The organism is Curtobacterium sp. MCSS17_016, from assembly GCF_003234255.2.
In the GTDB taxonomy this organism is placed as follows: Bacteria; Actinomycetota; Actinomycetes; order Actinomycetales; family Microbacteriaceae; genus Curtobacterium; species Curtobacterium flaccumfaciens.
Genome location: NZ_CP126254.1, coordinates 426583 through 444263 on the forward strand (window position 1 = coordinate 426583; position 17681 = coordinate 444263).

Sequence of the window (17681 nt, forward strand, 5' to 3'; positions counted from 1 at the left end):
GTACAGTTGTGCGCATGGAGTTGACGAAGTACAACCACGCCACCGTCGTCCTCGAGCAGGACGGCGTCACCCTCGTCATCGACCCCGGGGTGTTCACGCCCGAGGCCGTCGACCTCGTCCGTGGCGCCGCGGGCGTCCTCGTCACGCACGACCACCCCGACCACTTCGACATCGACGCCCTGCGCGCGGGGCTCGCCGCGAACCCGGACCTCGTCGTCCGCGGTCCGGAGACCGTCGTCGAGCAGCTCGGCGAACAGCACGGCCGGGTCGCAGCGGTGCGCGCCGGCGACACGATCACCGTCGGACCGTTCTCCGTCCGGGTCTTCGGCGAGCAGCATGCGGTCATCCACCCCGACATCCCGTCCACCGCGAACGTCGGCTACCTGGTGGACGACGCGGTGTTCCACCCGGGCGACGCGTACCTCGAGCCCGGTGTCCCGGTGCCGACCCTGCTGCTGCCGACGAGCGGGCCGTGGACGAACACCGCCCAGGCCGTCGACTACGTGCGCGCCGTGGCGCCGGAGCGGGCCGTGCAGATCCACGAGGCGATGCTGAGCGAGCTCGGCCAGCAGTCCGCCGCGCGCTTCCTCGGCCCGGACGGTCTCGGGCCGGTGCCCGTCCTGATCCTGCCGGCGGGGGAGACGATCACCGTCTGACGGACGCGGGCGGCCCTGGGAGGCGATCCGGGCCTCCCGAGCAGCATGGTGTGATGGCCGACGCACCCACGACAGCAGTCCTCTTCGACATCGACGGCACCCTCGCCGACTCGAACTACGCGCACATCGACGCGTGGTGGCGGGCGTTCCTGGCGGCGGGGGAGTCCGTCGACGCCTGGCGGATCCACCGCGCGATCGGGATGGACTCGGCGAAGCTGCTCGAGACGCTGCTGCCGGACGCGTCCCAGGAGACCCGCGACACCGCCAAGCAGTTCCACACCGCCTACTACGCCGAGCAGATGCCGCGGCTCCGGCTGCTGCCGGGTGCACGCGAACTCCTGCAGGCCGTCGCCGAGGCCGGGCACGCCGTGGTCCTGGCGACCAGCGCGCCCGAGCACGAACTCGCCCGCCTGCGCGACCTGCTCGACGCGGGCGAGTGGGTCACCGCCGAGACCAGCTCCGAGGACGTCGAGCAGGCGAAGCCGGACCCCGGCATCATCCGGGTCGCGCTCGACAAGGCCGGGGTCTCCGCCGACGACGCCGTGATGGTCGGGGATGCCATGTGGGACGTCGAGTCCGCCGGCAAGGTGGGGGTACCGTGCGTCGGCGTGATGACCGGCGGCATCGGCGGCGACGAGCTCCGGGGTGCCGGGGCGGCAGAGGTGTACGACGACGCGGCGGCCGTGCTCGCGGCGTTCCGCGCCGGCGAGGGCCCGATCGCGGCACTCGGCCAGCGCGACTGACGGGCGGCGCCGGTCGCGCCCGACGGGCGCCTCGGTTTCCGCGTCGTCGGTCGCCCGTGCCAGGATCGACGTTCGTGATCACGATCGAACGCGTGTCCTGGGACGACCCCCGCAGCGTGGTGCTCCGCGCCCGCATGGACGACGAGATGCACGAGCGCTACGGGTCGGCCAACGCCGGCGAGGACCCGGCGGTCACCGCCGAGCGGAGTCGTGCGCTGAGCGTCGACCCGTCGACCGTCGTCACGTCGATCCTGGCTCTCGACGAGTCCGGCGACCCGGTCGGGCACATCGCCGTCCGACGTCTGGGCGACGAGGTCGAACTGAAGCGCCTCATCGTGCTGGCCTCCGCGCGTGGCAAGGGTGCGGCCACCGCGTTGCTCGACGAGTGCGAGCGCGTCGGCCGTGAACTCGGCGCCCCGCGGCTCATCCTGCAGACCGGCGACAAGCAGCCCGACGCCGTGGCGCTCTACCGCAAGACCGGCTGGGACCAGATCGACGTCTACGAGCCCTACGTCGCGACCATGCCGTGGTCGTTCTGCTTCGAGAAGGCCCTGTAGCCCGGCCCCGTCCCGTATTGCACTTTCAGCAGGAGAGTGCAATTCTTGCTCGGTGAGCACCACTGAACGCACCCGCGCGCTGCGCCGACGCATGATCGTCGAGGCACGTCGGGCGACGGTCGAACACGGGCTGCACGGCTTCACGATCGAGCAGCTCTGCGAGACCGTCGGGGTGTCGCGCCGCACGTTCTTCAACCACTTCGGGTCGAAGGACGACGCCGTGCTCGGCATCGAGCTCAACGCCGACGTCGAGGCGATCGATGCCTACGCCGCGGGCGGGATCGTCCCCGGCGAGCTCGACCCCCTCGGCTCGATCGTGGCGCTGGCGATCGACCAGTTCCACCGGGTCGGCATCGCCCGCGCCGACGAAGCCCTGGTCCGCCGGGTGTTCGAGCGGGAACCGGCACTCGTCGCACGGTTCCTGTCGGCGACCGACGTGCAGCTCGCCCGGATCACCGTGGCCCTGCGGCGACGGTTCGGGTGGGACGACCCCGCCGACCGCCGACCGCGCCTGGTCACCGAGGCTGCGGCCGCCTTGATGAAGGCCACCGCGACCGAGTACTTCGACGACGCGTTCGACGAGGCCACCGGGCCGACGTTCGACGAACTGCTCACCGAGAACCTCCGCCTGCTCAGGGCGGTCACCACGACCGAACGGGAACACACCACATGAGCGCCACCGCGCCGGGCACCACCAAGCGTGCCCGCCCAGGCTCCGACGGCCCGCTGCTCCTGACGCAGCGTCGCATCTGGATCATCTTCTCCGCCCTGATCGCGGGGATGCTGCTCTCCAGCCTCGACCAGACCATCGTCTCCACCGCGATGCCGACCATCGTCGGCGAGCTCGGCGGCGTCGCGCACCAGGCCTGGCTGACGACCGGGTACCTGCTCGCCTCCACCATCGTGATGCCCGTCTACGGCAAGTTCGGCGACGTCCTCGGCCGACGCAACCTGTTCCTCATCGCGATCGCGCTGTTCACCATCGCGTCGGCCGGGTGCGCGTTCGCCGCGGACTTCACGCAGCTCGTGGCGTTCCGCGCCATGCAGGGGCTCGGCGGCGGCGGCCTGATGATCCTGTCGCAGGCGATCATCGCGGACATCGTCCCGGCCTCGCAGCGCGGCAAGTACCTCGGCCCGCTCGGTGCGATCTTCGGCCTGTCCGCCATCGGTGGCCCGCTGCTCGGTGGCTTCTTCGTGGACCACCTCACCTGGAACTGGGCGTTCTACATCAACATCCCGGTCGGCATCGCGGCGTTCTTCGTGGCCTGGTTCGCGCTGACCCTGCCGAACAAGAAGGCGACGAAGCGCATCGACGTCCTCGGCGTGCTGTTCATGTCCGCAGCGACCACGTGCCTGGTGTTCTTCTCGGAGTTCGGCGGCAGCAAGGACCACGGCTGGGACGCCCCCGAGACCTGGGCCTGGTTCGCCGGTCTCGTCGTCTCGGCAGCGCTGCTGGTGTTCGTCGAGTCCCGTGCGCAGGACCCCGTGCTCCCGCTGTCGTTCTTCCGCAACCGCACCTTCCTGCTGGCCACCGGCATCGGCCTGGTGCTCGGTATCGGCATGTTCGCCGCGATCGGCTTCGTCCCGACGTTCCTGCAGATGGCCTCGGGTACCTCGGCTGCGGTCTCCGGCCTGCTGATGCTGCCGATGATGGCCGGTCTGATCGGCACCTCGATCGCCTCGGGTGTCCTGATCACCAAGACCGGGCGCTACCGGATGTTCCCGATCGTCGGCACGGTCCTGGTGGCCATCGCGATGCTCGCGATGACCCAGCTGGCGGCGGACACCCCGATCTGGCTCATCTGCGCGTACCTGTTCGTCTTCGGTGCGGGGCTCGGCCTGATCATGCAGGTGGTCGTCCTCGTCGCGCAGAACGCCGTCCCCGCCGAGCAGGTCGGCACCGCGACCTCGACGAACAACTACTTCCGCGAGGTCGGCGCCTCCCTCGGCACCGCCGTCTTCGGCGCGCTCTTCACCGCGCGGCTCACCACGTCGCTGACCGACGTGTTCCGCGGTGCCGGTGGTTCGGCGACCGATGCGGCGTCGTCGGCGGGCAGCATCGACCCGTCGACCGTCGCCGGGCTGCCGCCGGCGGTGCAGGACGGCGTCGTGAACGCGTACGCCGACTCGCTCGCACCGGTGTTCTGGTACCTGCTGCCGTTCATCGCGGTGGCGTTCCTGCTCGCGCTCTTCCTGCCGCAGATCACGCTCTCCGACACGGCCGGCATGGTCGCCCGTGGCGAGGCCGTCGGCGGCGAGGAGGCCGACGAGCTCGAGCGGGCGCAGCGCGCGGCCCGTGCGGAGCACGCGGCGGCGGAGCCGACGGACCGCACGCAGCAGTAGCCAGCCTCGCGAAAGCGACAGATCTGCGCAGAACGTCCGCGGACATCTGTCGCTTTCGCGGTCCTGCCGGTCGGTGGGCGGCGAGATCTGTCGCCATCGCGGGGTGGTCGCGCCCGTCGCTCCCTGGAGGCGCGGTGCGGGCTGGCACCGGGCCTCCCGTCCGGCGCGTCCGCGCCCACGGCGCGTGGCCAGCCCGCCTCCTTCGCAAAAGCGACAGTTCTCCGCGGAACATCCGCGTCGAACTGTCGCTTTCGCGGTCCTGCCGCCTCGGACGTGCGAGATGTGTCGCTTTCGCGGGCCCGGCTCGGGCGCCGGCGCGGCGCGCTACGCGCCGGTGCTCGCGCGCGGCACGAGCCGCGTCGGCAGGGCCGCGGGCTCGGCGGCCGTGCCGTCGAGCGTCGCGAGGAGCCGCAGTGCTGCAGCCCGACCGAGGTCGGCGCCGGGAAGCGCCACGCTCGTCAGGGCCGGCGCGGTGACCGACGACGACGGCAGGTCGTCGAAGCCCGCGACCGCGAGTGCGCCGGGGACGGCGATGCCGAGCGCGCCGGCGACCCGCAGGACTCCGTAGGCCAGGGTGTCCGCGGCCGCGACGACCGCGGTGACGTCGTCGTCCTGCCAGGCCTCGATGACGTGCTCGGTGGCCGAGGCCGCGGCCTCCACGGTCAGGTCGGCGCGCGCGGTGACCTCGGAGACCGTGATGCCGGCGTCCGCGCAGGCCTGCTCGAACAGTTCGCGGCGCACGCCGAACGTCGCCGCCCGCGATGTGCCGTCGAGGTAGCCCACGTGCCGGTGTCCCTGGTCGTGCAGGTGGGCGACGAGGTCGTGCACGCCGGTGGAGAGGTCGTAGTTGACGGCCTCGGGGCCGCCGGGGGCGTCGAGCAGCACCACGGGGACGCTCGCCGACATCGGCTCGTCGGCGGCTGGGGCGTCGACCAGGATGCCGGCTGGCCGGAGCCGTTCGAAGCGCCGGACGTCGGCCGCGACCGGCTGTGCACCCCGCTCGGTGACGGAGAGCACGAGCTGGAACCGGTCGCCAAGGGTGTCGCGGACGCCACGGATGACCTCGGCGAAGAACGGGTTCGACAGGTCGGGGGCGATGAACACGACGAGGTCGCCGCTGCCGCGCGCCAGGGAACTCGCCGCGTGGTCGACGACGTAGCCGAGGTCGTCCACGGCGTCGCGGACCCGTGCGGCGATGGGGGCGGAGACCCGTCCGCGGTCCTTGCCGTTCACGACGAGGGAGACCGTGGCGATGCTCGTGCCCGCACGCTCGGCCACCATCGCAGCGGTCACACGACGGCTCGGAACGGCGGGGGAGGGCACCCGTCGATGCTAGCGAGCGTGGTGGTCGAACTTGACGTCAAGCGTTTGACGTGTTTCGATGTCAAACGCTTGACGCGCCGCGTCGCCAGCGCTCTGCCGGCCCGTGGATCCCCACCACGTCGAGCACTCACCTCGATTCCCCGAAGAAGTGGAGCGCCCAGCGTGCCCGATGCGACCCAGCCCGCCGCGAAGATCATCCTCGATTGCGACCCCGGCCACGACGACGCCGTGGCGCTCCTGCTCGCCCACGGCAGCCCGGCCATCGACCTGCTCGCGGTGACCACCGTCGTCGGCAACCAGACCCTGCCGAAGGTCACCCGCAACGCCCTGGCCGTCGCCCGCATCGCCGGCATCACCGGGGTACCGTTCGCCGCCGGAGCCGCCCGCCCGCTGCTGCGCCAGATCGAGGTCGCACCGGACATCCACGGTGAGAGCGGCCTGGACGGCCCGATGCTCCCCGAGCCGTCGTTCGACCTCGACGCGCGCCACGCCGTCGACCTGATCATCGACACCGTGATGGCCCACGAGCCCGGCACGGTCACCCTCGTGCCGACCGGGGGTCTGACGAACATCGCCCTCGCGGCCCGCAAGGAGCCCCGCATCGTCGAGCGCGTCAAGCAGGTCGTGCTCATGGGCGGCGGCGTGCACGTCGGCAACTGGAGCCCGGTCGCCGAGTTCAACATCGTCATCGACCCCGAGGCCGCGGCCATCGTGTTCGAGGCCGGCTGGGACGTCGTGATGGTCGGCCTCGACCTGACGCACCAGGCCCTCGCCACCCCCGAGGTCGCCGCGCGCATCGCCGGCGTCGGCACCGCCCCCGCCGCGTTCGTCGGCGAGCTGCTCGACTTCTTCGGGCAGACCTACAAGGACGCCCAGGGCTTCGACGCCCCGCCCGTCCACGACCCCTGCGCCGTCGCCTACGTGATCGACCCCACGATCGTCCGTGCCGTGAAGGTCCCGATCCACGTCGAGACCCAGGGCGCGCTGACCCTCGGCATGACCGTCGCCGACTTCCGCGCCCCCGCACCCGAGGACTGCCGCACGAGCGCCGCGATGGAGCTCGACCACGGCCGGTTCTGGGACCTCGTCGTCGACGCCCTCGAGCGCATCGGCGAGACGGCCGACACCGGCTGGACCCCACGTGCCGCCGCCGATGCCGTCGAAGCCGGCATCACCACGACCCCGGAGCGCTGAACCCCCATGACCACCACCTCGACGAAGAAGTCGATCGGCGCCCTCACGGCCGCGCTCCTCGCCGCGTGCATCGCGTTCCAGCTGAACGCGAGCATGCTCAGCCCCGCCCTCGTCACGATGGCGCGCGAGCTCAACACCGACGACGCCACCATCGGCCTGTCGCAGACCCTGTACTTCACGCTCGCGGCGCTGTTCTCGCTCTTCCTGCCGCGGCTGTCCGACATCGTCGGCCGCAAGCGCGTGCTGATCGGCATGCTCGCCGTGATGCTCGTCGGCAGCATCGTCGCCGCGCTCGCGGTGAACGTGCCGATGCTGTTCGCCGGCCGCATCATCCAGGGCGTCACCGGTCCGGTCGTCCCCATCTGCCTGCTCGTCCTGCGCAACGAGATCAGCGACCCGAAGCGCTACGGCGCCGCGCTCGGCCTGCTCACCGCGGTGAACGGTGGCATCGCGGGTGTCGACGCCCTGGCCGGCGGCTGGATCGCGACGAACTTCGGGTTCCGCGGGATCTTCTGGGTCATCGCCGTCGTCACCGTCCTCGCCCTGCTCCTGGTCGCGGTCTGGGGCGTCGAGTCGAAGCCCTCGGCCGGCACCCGGATGGACTGGATCGGCGTTGTCCCCCTCGTGGTGAGCGTCGGTGCGCTGCTCACGGCGTTCAACGAGGCCGGCAAGCTCGGCGCGGCGAACCCCGTGCTCGTGGTCGGTGGCGTCGTCGTCGCGCTCGTCGCCTTCGCGGTGTTCTGGGCCGTCGAGTCGCGCGTGCGGGAGCCCCTGGTCGAGACCCGGTTCCTGCAGCGCCGGGCGACCTGGGCACTGCTGGCGACGACGTTCCTGACGATGACGGGCGTCTTCGCGGTCGTCAACGGCCTGGTCACCTCGCTCGCGCAGAACGGTGACGCCGGCTTCGGGATGGAGCCCGACCTGGCGTCGCTCGTGTTCCTCACCCCGTACGCGCTGGTCGGCTGGATCGTCGGACCCTTCGCCGGGCGCCTCGCCCCGACCATCGGGTACCGAGCCGTGCTCCGCTTCGGCCTGATCGGCAGCATCGTCTCGACCGTCCTGATGGCGCTCGTCGGGGTGCACTCCCTGCCCGTGCTGGTCACCGCGACCGTGCTGATCGGCATCACCTACGCCGGTATTGCGAACATCATCCTGAACGGCCTGGGCATCGTGCTGTCGCCGGAGTCGAACCCCGGGTTCCTGCCCGGGCTGAACGCCGGTGCGTTCAACCTCGGTGCCGGGGTCAGCTTCGCGGTCCTGCCCGCGCTGCAGATCGCGCTCGGCGTCGGCGGTTCCGCGGGCACCGCCGGGTACTCCGGTGGCATGCTGCTCGGGGCCGCGATCACGACCGTCGCACTCGCGATCTCGTTCCTCATCCCCCGTCCGGAGGGTGCCGAGACCACGTCCGTCGCCCCGCAGAAGGAGACCGTCCGTTGACCGAGAGCATCGTCGTCGTCGGGTCGCTCAACGCGGACCTGGTGGTCCGCACCACGCGCTTCCCCCAGCCCGGTGAGACCCTGCAGGGCTCCGACCTCGCGATCCTGCCAGGGGGCAAGTCCGCCAACCAGGCGGTGGCTGCCGGGAGGCTCGGGGGCACGGTGCGCATGATCGGTGCGGTCGGCGACGACGGGAACGGTGCGCTGCTCCGCGACTCCGTCGCGGCTGCGGGTGTCGACACGACGCACGTCGCGATCCGTGAGGGCGTCGCGACCGGCACCGCCGTCATCACGGTCGACGCCGCAGGCGAGAACACCATCGTGATCTCCGCCGGGGCGAACGGCACGCTGACGCCGGACGATGTGCCGACCGACGCCTTTGCCGACGCCGCGGTGCTGGGGCTCTGCCTCGAGGTGTCGATCGACGTCGTCCTCGCCGCCGCCCGGGCCGCGCACGCCGCCGGGGTCACGGTGCTCACGAACCTGTCGCCGTTCGGCGCCGTGCCGGCCGAGCTCCTCGAGCTGACCGACGTACTGCTGGTGAACGAGCACGAGGCCGCGGCGCTCGGTGACCACGGCGTCACCCGGTCGATCGTCACCCGTGGTGGTGCCGGGTGCGTCGTGCACGATCGCGGTGCCGAGCCGGTGTCGATCGACGCCGTGCGGGTCGAGCCGGTGGACACCACGGGCTGCGGCGACGCCTTCATGGGTGCGGTGGCGCTGCGTCTGGCCGCGGAGGACACCCTCGTCGACGCCGCTCGGTTCGCGGTGGGGGTCGGGGCGTACGCCGCGACCAAGCCGGGCGCACAGGCCTCGTACCCGACCATCGCCGAGTTGGAGGCGTTCCTGCGGGCGTAGGACGGGCCTCCCGGCCGTGGCGTGACTGCTCGGCCACTAGCGTTGAGCCCATGCGCGTGGGAGTCCTCGACATCGGGTCCAACACCGGCCACCTGCTCGTGGTGGACGCCCACGGCGGCGCCGCGCCGCTGCCGGCGTCCTCGTTCAAGCAGCCGCTGCGGCTGGCCGAGCACCTCGACGACTCGGGCGCGGTGACCCGGCACGGGATCGACGCCCTGACCGCCTTCGTCGCCGACGCCGTCCGCGTCGCCGAGGAACGCGGGTGCGAGGACATGCTCGCGTTCGCCACGTCGGCGGTGCGCGACGCCGGCAACTCCGAGGCCGTGCTCGCCCACGTCGAGGCCTCCACCGGGGTCGAACTGGCCGTCCTGTCCGGCTCCGACGAGGCCCGGTTGACGTTCCTGGCCGTGCGCCGGTGGTTCGGCTGGTCCGCCGGTCGCCTGGCGGTCTTCGACATCGGCGGTGGCTCGCTCGAGATCGCCGGCGGTGCCGATGAGGCGCCGGACGTCGCGTGGTCGATGCCGATCGGCGCCGCACGTCTGGCGCGCTCCTACTTCGCGGCCGGCACCCCGACCGAGGACGACGTCCGCCGCATCCGGCACGAGATCCGCGTGGAGATCGCTCGGGACGCCGGACGGTTGCTCCGCTCGGGGCGTCCGGACCGGGCCGTGGCGACCTCGAAGACCTTCCGGTCGATCGCCCGGATCTGCGGTGCCGCACCGTCCGCTGCCGGGCCCCTGGTGCCGCGCGCGCTCGACGGCGCGGTGCTGCGGCAGCGTCTGCCGGAGCTGCTCACGATGTCGGTCGACGAGCTCGCGGCGCTGCCGGGAGTCTCGGCGAGCCGCGCACACCAGGTGGTGCCCGGGGCGCTCGTCGCCGAGGCGTGCCTGGACATCTTCGACCTGCCGGCGCTCGAGATCTGCCCGTGGGCGCTGCGTGAGGGCGTGATCCTCGAGCGGCTCGACCAGCTGTCGGTGCTGGGCAACTCCCAGTAGTGACCGTTATGGTCAGTACATGACCAAATCGGACACTCCCCGCGTGCTCGTCCCCGGCGCACTCTGGACGGTCGCGGGAGTCGGATGGCTCGTCGGCGAAGCCGTCTCGGCGTCGGCGTTCCCCGGCTACAGCTACGCGACGAACTACGTCTCCGACCTCGGGGTCCCCGACGTCGGCACGTTCCAGGGGCGGTCGATCGACTCACCGCTGCACGTGCTCATGAACACGACGTTCATCGGGCAGGGCGTCCTGTTCGGGATCGCAGCGGTGCTCGCCGCCGTGGTGTTCCGCGCCGCGTCCCGCCGTGCCCGGGTGGCGACCGCGGTCCTCGCCGTGGTCCACCTGGTCGGGATGGTCCTGGTCGGCTCGTTCCACGGCAGCCAGACGAGCACCGACGGCGGCACCATCGTGTTCCACGTGCTCGGCGCCGCGGCAGCGATCACGACCGGCAACCTCGTGGCGATCACCGCCGGCATCGGGTCCGGGGCGCTGCGGGCACCGGCGGTCTACCGGATCGCGAGCGTCGTGCTCGGGATCGTCGGCCTCGTCTCCCTCGTGATGCTCGTCGTGGACTCGTCGTCGACGGTGATCGAGGTGCTCCCCGACGGCGTGTGGGAGCGTGCGTCCGTGTACACGATCGTCGCGTGGGAGCTCCTGACCGGGATCGCCCTGCTGGTCGCAGGGTCGCGGCGCCTACGGACGGCGCGGGCTTCGGCGGTCGGCGCGTGACCCGCCCTGCGCGCCGTGCTCGGCCCTCTGCCGAGGAGATCAACGGGGTCGTCCTGGACATCACCGCCGGACTCATCGCCCGACGCGGCATCAAGGACACCGCCGTGCAGGCCGTCGCCGACCAGGCCGGCTACTCGAAGGCGGGCATCCTCGCCCGGTTCACGAGCAAGGAGCTGCTCGTCGAGGCCGCGCTCGCGCAGTGCACCGCGCAGACCGAGGCGATCCGGGCAGCTGCCACCGCCGCCCCCGTGGGGGAGCCCCGCGACGCCGCGGCGCTCGCGGGCATCGCCGACCTCGCTCTCGTCCGGCCGGGGTGGGCTGAGCTCGCGCTCGCGGCCTTCACCCTGCGACGCGGGGATGACGTCGGCGTCCGGCTCGAACCGGTCGCAGCGACGCTCCTCGACGTGTTCGGCATCGACATGGCCGACGCCACGGCCACCCCGCTCGACCGGCGTGCACGGGTCTCCGGGGCGTTCGGTGCGATCGTGATGCTCGCGCTGACGTACGAGACCGAGGCTTCCGCGCCGGAGGCCCGGCCGCACATGCTGCAGATCGGATGGGACGCCCTCGGCCACGACGGGCCCGTGCCGCTCGGGGTCGTCGGCTAGGCCCGCTCGGACCTCGGCGGAGCGAGCAGCCACGGGCGGATCAGCTTCGTCACGAACGGCAGCACCCAGAACGTCATGATCGGCGTGAGCACGACGGTCGTGATGAGCACCCGGGGCAGGATCGCGACGTGCGCGAACGCGGGGACGAGCCAGGCCGTCAGGTACGTGAACGCGAGGTTGACCGGGAAGAAGCCGAGCCAGATGCTCACGGACTGCTTCCACCGCGGGGGAGCGCTCGAGGCCGGGGCGTCCTGCGGGACGTCGAACCACCCCTCGATGCCGGTGCGCTTCTCGACGCGGGACTCCACCACCAGGTCACGGCCCAGGTCGAGCCAGCGCAGCCGGTCGTCGGAGTTCTCCCACGTCGCCAGGGAGTCGTGGTCGGCGAACCGGTAGAGCATGTGCCACTCGCGGGACTGCGCGGTGGAACGCACCCACCCGGAGCCGAGGAAGCCGGGGTAGCGGTTCGCCAGGTTCACCCCGGACTGCACCCAGCGGGTGACCTCGGGGATGCGATCGGGTTCGACCAGGCGGGTGACGGAGACGGTGACGGGCGGGCCTGCGGTCTCGGATGACGACTGCAGGCTCCCAGGCTCTTGTGGAGTCATCCGACCAGTGTCCCGGACCCGTGTTTCCGGCTCGTGACACGTGCCTCGCGCGTCGGCTGAACGGATCCGCGTCGTCCTTCGACCGCCGTCCCAGGCGGGTGCAAGACGATCATCTGGCGAACGCGCCACCGAGAGGACCCCGATGACCGATCCCGAGCCCACCACCACCCTCGTCGCCACCGTCGACGGGCCCGACGGCGGCACGTACGAGGTGCGGCGGCTGACGCTCCCGGTGGGTGCGTCGACCGGCTGGCACCGGCACGACGCGCGCCAGACGGGTCTCGTGGTGCGCGGCGCGCTGACGCACGTCACCGAAGAGGCCACTCGGGTCGTCGGGCCGGGGCAGGCCCTGGTCGAGGAGCCGCGCATCGTGCACGACGGCCGCAGCACCGGCACGGAGGACGCCGAGCTGCTCTACGTCGCCCACCTGCCGGCAGGTGCAGCGGCGTCGACCCCGGGCGAGGCGCCACCGAGCGAAGGGCCGGCCCGCAGCGCGCTCGTGACGGTCCCGCTGGGCGGGCCGCAGTTCGTGCACGCGCTGCGCTACACCGCGATGTACGCACCGAAGCCCTTCGCCGAGGCCCTGCTCGTCTACCGGGACAACGGCACGTACACGATCCTGTCCCCGGGTGAGGACCACCACGGCTGCTACGTCTCGGCGACCGATCCCGCCGAGGGGATGCGGCACGTCGCGTTCATGTCGTGGCCGTCCGCGGACTGGGGTCGGAACATCGCGTCGCACACCCTGACCTTCGAGGCCGCGAGCGGTGCGTTCACCCAGGAGCTCCGGTTGCCGGGCGACCCGGTCCCGCGGGCGCAGTACGGGTACGCGGTGCCCGTCGAGGACCCGGAGTCGATCGACACCGGCGCCGGGTGGGCGGCGCTCCGCCAGCAGTACGTCGAGGTGTTCACCACGCTCGAGCGCCTGGCGGGCGGCGGGTCGACCGCGGCCTGACCCGGGAGTGGTCAGCTCGCCTGCTTCTTCGCGGCGGGCTTCTTCGCCGGAGCCTTCTTGACCGGGGCCTTCTTCGGTGCCGACTTCGCGGGGGCCTTCTCGGCCGTGCTCTCCGCAGCCTTCTTCGCGGGCGCCTTCTTCGCCGGCGCCTTCCTGCCGGAGCCGGACGTGCCCGAGCCGGACGTGCCCGAGGCGGAACCCGACGACGAGCGTGCGGTCGACGACGAACGCGACCCCGAGCCTCCTGTCCGCTTCTTGTCGACGGACGCACGCAGGGCGGCCATCAGGTCGAGCACGTCACCGCCCTCGTCGTCGTCGTCCTCGTCGTCCTGCGCGCCGAAGGTCTTCTCGGTGTCGATGTCGTCGCCCGCCTCGAGCTTGGCGTCGATCAGCTGCTGCAGTTCCTCCTGGTAGGAGTCGGTGTAGCGGTCGGGGTCGAAGTCGGTGGACATGCTCTCGACGAGCGAGGACGACATCTTCAGCTCGTTGGCGCTGACCTTCACCGTCGTGTCGAGGGTCTTGAAGTCGGCGGCGCGGACCTCGTCGCCCCAGAGCAGCCCCTGCAGCAGGATGACCTCGTCGTGCACCCGGAGCACCCCGAGCCGCGTCTTCTGGCGCAGGGTGAACTGCACGATCGCCAGGCGGTCGGTCTTCGCCAGGGTCTCGCGCAGCAGCACGTACGCCTTCGGCGAGCGCGAGTCGGGCTCGAGGTAGTAGGTCTTCTCGAACATCATCGGGTCGACCTGGTCGACGGGCACGAACTCGAGCACCTCGACCTCGTGCGACTGCTCCTCGGGGAGCTGCTTGAAGTCGTCCGCGGTGAGCACCACGGTCTTGTCACCGTCGTCGTAGGCACGCTGGATGTCCGCGTACTCGACCTCGTGGCCGAACTCGCACACCCGCTTGTACCGGATGCGGCCCTTGTCGTCGTCGTGGACCTGGTGCAGGGACACGTCGTGCGTCTCGGTGGCCGCGTAGACCTTGATGGGCACGTTGACGAGCCCGAACGCGATGGAGCCCTTCCAGATCGACCTCATGCGCACATGATGCCCGCCCGCACGCGTGCGTGCCCGGAGCCGTCGGTTCCTCCACAGGTCCGCCGTCCGGGGGATCGTTCCACGGATGTCCGGTTCGCTGGACCGCCGCGAGGCCGGCGCGAGCACGATGGGCCCATGAGCCAGCTCGACAAGCAGGACCCGCGCGACCAGTTCCCCCGTCCGCCGTTCCCCGCGCAGACCCAGCAGGGGTCCGGGCTGGCGAGTGCGATGGACCCCGCCCCCGACCACGGCGAGACGAGCTACCTGGGCACCGGGCGGATGCGCGGGTACCGGGTGCTCGTCACGGGCGCGGACTCCGGCATCGGGCGCGCCGCGGCGATCGCGATGGCGAAGGAAGGGGCCGACGTCGCCCTGAACGCCCTGCCCGAGGAACGCGAGGACCTCGAACAGGTCCGCGACGTCATCGGTGACCTCGGGCGCAAGGCGGTGCTGCTGCCCGGCGACCTGACGGACGAGGCCTTCTGCGACATCCTGGTGCAGGACGCCGTCAGCGAGCTCGGCGGCCTGGACGCGCTCGTGCTGGTCGCGGGCCACCAGCAGGTGCACGAGGACGTCACCGTGCAGAGCACCGAGGACTTCGACCGCACGATGAAGGTCAACCTGTACTCGCTGTTCTGGCTCGTCCGTGCTGCGGTCCCGCACATGGCGCCGGGCAGCTCGATCGTCACGACCAGCTCGGTGTCCGCCCACCAGCCCCAGGACCGCATGATCGACTACGCCGCGACGAAGGCCGCGATCATCACCTACACGAACGGGCTCGCGCGGCAGCTCGCCAGCAAGGGCATCCGGGCCAACACGGTGGTGCCCGGGCCGGTGTGGACGCCCCTGCAGCCGATCAGCTACCCGGGCGACGAGATCGCGGCGTACGGCCAGGACACCCCCTTCGGCCGTCCCGCCCAACCCGTCGAGCTCGGCAGCGCCTACGTCTACCTGGCGGGGCCCGAGTCGTCGTACACGTCCGGCACGACCCTGACGGTGGCGGGAGCGACCGGGGTGGCGCTGTGAGTCCCGCCTCGCGCAAGACCGTCGTCCTGGTCGGGGACCGGCGGCTCGCGCTCACGAACACCGACAAGGTGCTCTACCCCGAGACCGGCACCACGAAGGGTCGGGTGATCGAGTACTACGAGCGGGTCGCGCCGTGGATGATCCCGCACGTCAAGGACCGCCCGGTGACCCGGAAGCGCTGGGCCAACGGTGTCGAGGGCAAGGTCTTCTTCGAGAAGAACCTGCCCGACTCGGCACCCGACTGGGTGCGGCACCACACCATCCACCACGCGGAACACGACAACGAGTACCCGATCGTCGACGACCTGCCGACCTTGGTGTGGATGGCGCAGCAGGCCGCGCTCGAACTGCACGTCCCGCAGTGGCGGTTCGGCCCACGCGGCGCGCAGCAGAACCCGGACCGGCTCGTCCTCGACCTCGACCCGGGGGACGGCGTGGGGCTGCCCGAGTGCGTCGAGGTCGCCGTGGCCGCGCGCGAGATCCTGCACGGCATGGGGCTCGACCCGTACCCGGTGACGTCCGGTTCCAAGGGCATCCACCTGTACGCGGCGCTCGACGGCAAGGCGACGACCGCGCAGGTCTCCGACGTCGCCCACGAGCTGGCCAAGGCCCTCGAGACGGACCTGCCGGACCTGGTGCTGTCGTCGATGAGCCGTGCCGAGCGGAAGGGCAAGGTCTTCGTCGACTGGTCGCAGAACAACGGCAACAAGACGACCATCGCCCCGTACTCGCTGCGCGGCCGCGAGCGGCCGACGGTCGCGGCGCCCCGCACCTGGAAGGAACTCGAGGAACGCGGGCTCGCGCAGCTCACGTTGGACGAGGTCCTCGAACGCCTGGATGCCCGTGGGGACTTCCTGCACCCGGTCGCCTCCGCCTCGCTGGCCGTCGGACGCGACGACCACGGTCACTGGGACAGCGACCGGACCGAGCGGGCGAACGATGCCGAGCAGCCCGCACGTGACCGGCTCGCCGCCTACCGGGCGAAGCGGGACGCCTCGAAGACGCCGGAGCCCGTGCCCGAGGGCGCTCCCACGGTGCGGAAGGACGGCACACCGACCTTCGTCATCCAGGAGCACCACGCCACCCGCGACCACTACGACTTCCGGCTCGAGCACGACGGGGTGCTGGTGAGCTGGGCCCTGCCGAAGGGCGAGCCGACCGACCCGGGCAAGAACCACCTGGCCGTGCAGACCGAGGACCACCCGCTCGAGTACGGGTCGTTCGAGGGCACGATCCCGAAGGACGAGTACGGCGGCGGCACGGTCACCATCTGGGACGACGGCACCTACGAGCTCGAGAAGTGGCGCGAGGGGCAGGAGGTCATCGTCACGCTGCACGGTCGGGCTGGCGGCGCTCGTCGCCTCGCGCTGTTGCACACCCGCGGCCGTGGCGGCGGGGACGAGAAGAACTGGCTGATCCACCGCACGAAGGAGCAACCCGAACGGCTGGCGGACGGCGGCGGCTCTGCCGGGCCGGCGGTGGCGCGACGGTCGGATGGGCCGTCGGGCGGCCACGGCGATGCGCACGGGGCCGGGCAGCGACGGATCAGCGGGACCGCGGACGCCGAGACCCCGCCGTCGGAGCGCCGGACGATGCAGGCGACCCTGGCCAAGGGGGCGCCCCGGCTGGACCCGGCCGACTGGGCCTTCGAGATGAAGTGGGACGGGGTGCGCGCGCTGGCGACGGTCCGCGACGGGTCGGTGACCCTGCGCAGCCGCAACGACAACGACCTGACGGCCCAGTACCCCGAGCTGCAGGAACTGGGCGAGCGGGCCGGCGTGGACGGCGTGTTCGACGGTGAGATCGTGGCCGTCGACGATCGTGGCCGACCCTCGTTCCAGCTGCTCCAGAACCGCATGGGCCTGACGAAGGCACGCGAGGTCCGGAGCGCGCAGGAGACGACGCCCGTGCGGTTCCTGCTGTTCGACGTGCTCGAGGCGGACGGGCACGAGCTCACGCGGCTCGGCTACGACGCCCGGCGGCAGGCACTCGAGACGGTCGTGGACCCCGGCGGTGCGATCGACGTGCCGCCGGCGGTACAGGGCGACCTCGACGCGGTGTTGGCCGCATCGCGCGAGCAGGGCCTCGAGGGCGTCGTCGCGAAGAAGCGGTCGTCGAAGTACGCCGAGGGCCGGCGGTCCGAGGCCTGGCTGAAGCTCAAGCACCACGCCACGCAGGAAGTCGTCGTCGGCGGCTGGAAACCGGGCAGCGGTCGGCGTGCCGGCGGGATCGGGTCGCTGTTGCTCGGGGTGCCCGGCCCCGACGGGCTGGAGTACGTCGGCAAGGTCGGCACCGGGTTCCGTGACCGTAACCTCGACGAGATCGCCGGTGTCCTCGCACCGCTGGAACGGAAGACCCCGCCGTTCGTCGACGTCCCACGACCTGACGCTCGGGATGCGCACTGGGTCACGCCGAAGCGCGTCGGCGAGGTCGAGTTCGCCGAGTGGACCGGCGACGGACGGCTCCGCCAGCCGTCGTGGCGTGGGTGGCGCGTGGACAAGGACCCGGACGACGTCGTGCGGGAGACCTGACCCGCGCTCCGGCCTCGGCTCCGCATGCGTGCGCATGGGGTCCGCCGCTGGCGAACATCCGTCCCCCGTACCGTGCCCGGG

The 17681-nt window shown here is 71.7% G+C and carries 17 protein-coding genes; 14 read left to right on the forward strand and 3 right to left on the reverse strand.

The window, feature by feature from the left end:
- The first annotated feature begins 14 nt into the window (after positions 1–14).
- The 5 genes from DEJ19_RS02150 (at position 15) to DEJ19_RS02170 (ending at position 4299) form a co-directional block, all read left to right on the forward strand.
- Positions 15–656, forward strand: coding sequence for an MBL fold metallo-hydrolase (locus tag DEJ19_RS02150; protein ID WP_111233622.1), 642 nt, complete (start codon positions 15–17; stop codon positions 654–656).
- 53 nt (positions 657–709) lie between these two features.
- Positions 710–1399, forward strand: a complete 690-nt coding sequence (locus tag DEJ19_RS02155; protein WP_071404856.1) for an HAD family hydrolase — start codon at positions 710–712, stop codon at positions 1397–1399.
- A 74-nt stretch (positions 1400–1473) separates the two neighbouring features.
- Positions 1474–1956: a GNAT family N-acetyltransferase gene (locus DEJ19_RS02160; RefSeq protein WP_258377436.1), complete on the forward strand. Its 483-nt coding sequence runs from the start codon at positions 1474–1476 to the stop codon at positions 1954–1956.
- A 52-nt stretch (positions 1957–2008) separates the two neighbouring features.
- Positions 2009–2629 carry a TetR/AcrR family transcriptional regulator gene (locus tag DEJ19_RS02165; protein ID WP_258367298.1) on the forward strand — a complete coding sequence of 207 codons (621 nt, stop codon included), beginning with the start codon at positions 2009–2011 and terminating at the stop codon, positions 2627–2629.
- Positions 2626–4299 (forward strand): MDR family MFS transporter, encoded by a 1674-nt coding sequence (locus DEJ19_RS02170; RefSeq protein WP_111233623.1) that lies wholly within the window; start codon positions 2626–2628, stop codon positions 4297–4299. Before DEJ19_RS02165 ends, DEJ19_RS02170 begins: the two co-directional genes overlap by 4 nt.
- Positions 4300–4623: 324 nt before the next feature.
- Here the strand turns inward: DEJ19_RS02170 and DEJ19_RS02175 are convergent, their stop codons facing one another.
- Positions 4624–5622 carry a LacI family DNA-binding transcriptional regulator gene (locus tag DEJ19_RS02175; protein WP_239001389.1) on the reverse strand — a complete coding sequence of 333 codons (999 nt, stop codon included), beginning with the start codon at positions 5620–5622 and terminating at the stop codon, positions 4624–4626.
- 162 nt (positions 5623–5784) lie between these two features.
- Between DEJ19_RS02175 and uriH the strand changes: the two genes are divergently transcribed.
- Genes uriH through DEJ19_RS02205 form a run of 6 tightly spaced genes read left to right on the forward strand, consistent with a single transcriptional unit; the run spans position 5785 to position 11443 of the window.
- A complete protein-coding gene (uriH, locus tag DEJ19_RS02180) occupies positions 5785–6816 on the forward strand; it encodes a uridine-preferring nucleoside hydrolase UriH (RefSeq protein WP_111094331.1) in 1032 nt (343 codons plus the stop codon).
- 6 nt (positions 6817–6822) lie between these two features.
- Complete coding sequence (gene uriT, locus DEJ19_RS02185; RefSeq protein ID WP_110865607.1) at positions 6823–8253, forward strand: uridine transporter UriT; 1431 nt, start codon at positions 6823–6825, stop codon at positions 8251–8253.
- Complete coding sequence (locus DEJ19_RS02190; RefSeq protein WP_110865606.1) at positions 8250–9110, forward strand: ribokinase; 861 nt, start codon at positions 8250–8252, stop codon at positions 9108–9110. Before uriT ends, DEJ19_RS02190 begins: the two co-directional genes overlap by 4 nt.
- A 50-nt stretch (positions 9111–9160) precedes the next feature.
- Complete coding sequence (locus tag DEJ19_RS02195; protein ID WP_111233624.1) at positions 9161–10105, forward strand: Ppx/GppA family phosphatase; 945 nt, start codon at positions 9161–9163, stop codon at positions 10103–10105.
- 19 nt (positions 10106–10124) lie between these two features.
- Positions 10125–10835: a DUF998 domain-containing protein gene (locus tag DEJ19_RS02200; protein ID WP_111233625.1), complete on the forward strand. Its 711-nt coding sequence runs from the start codon at positions 10125–10127 to the stop codon at positions 10833–10835.
- On the forward strand, positions 10832–11443 hold the full coding sequence (locus tag DEJ19_RS02205) for a TetR/AcrR family transcriptional regulator (RefSeq protein ID WP_181441569.1): 612 nt from the start codon (positions 10832–10834) through the stop codon (positions 11441–11443). The genes DEJ19_RS02200 and DEJ19_RS02205 overlap by 4 nt, the downstream gene beginning before the upstream one ends.
- Here DEJ19_RS02205 and DEJ19_RS02210 read toward each other — a convergent pair.
- Positions 11440–12051 (reverse strand): antibiotic biosynthesis monooxygenase, encoded by a 612-nt coding sequence (locus DEJ19_RS02210; protein ID WP_035809639.1) that lies wholly within the window; start codon positions 12049–12051, stop codon positions 11440–11442. The genes DEJ19_RS02205 and DEJ19_RS02210 overlap by 4 nt on opposite strands.
- A gap of 142 nt (positions 12052–12193) precedes the next feature.
- Here DEJ19_RS02210 and DEJ19_RS02215 point away from each other — a divergent pair, with 142 nt between their 5' ends.
- Positions 12194–13006 (forward strand): cupin domain-containing protein, encoded by an 813-nt coding sequence (locus DEJ19_RS02215; protein ID WP_111233627.1) that lies wholly within the window; start codon positions 12194–12196, stop codon positions 13004–13006.
- A gap of 11 nt (positions 13007–13017) precedes the next feature.
- Here DEJ19_RS02215 and ku read toward each other — a convergent pair whose 3' ends face one another.
- On the reverse strand, positions 13018–14043 hold the full coding sequence (gene ku / locus DEJ19_RS02220; RefSeq protein ID WP_111233628.1) for a non-homologous end joining protein Ku: 1026 nt from the start codon (positions 14041–14043) through the stop codon (positions 13018–13020).
- 135 nt (positions 14044–14178) lie between these two features.
- Between ku and DEJ19_RS02225 the strand changes: the two genes are divergently transcribed.
- Both DEJ19_RS02225 and DEJ19_RS02230 read left to right on the forward strand, forming a co-directional pair.
- Positions 14179–15069, forward strand: coding sequence for an SDR family oxidoreductase (locus DEJ19_RS02225; RefSeq protein ID WP_111233629.1), 891 nt, complete (start codon positions 14179–14181; stop codon positions 15067–15069).
- On the forward strand, positions 15066–17600 hold the full coding sequence (locus DEJ19_RS02230; protein WP_111233630.1) for an ATP-dependent DNA ligase: 2535 nt from the start codon (positions 15066–15068) through the stop codon (positions 17598–17600). Before DEJ19_RS02225 ends, DEJ19_RS02230 begins: the two co-directional genes overlap by 4 nt.
- The last annotated feature ends 81 nt before the right edge of the window (positions 17601–17681 follow it).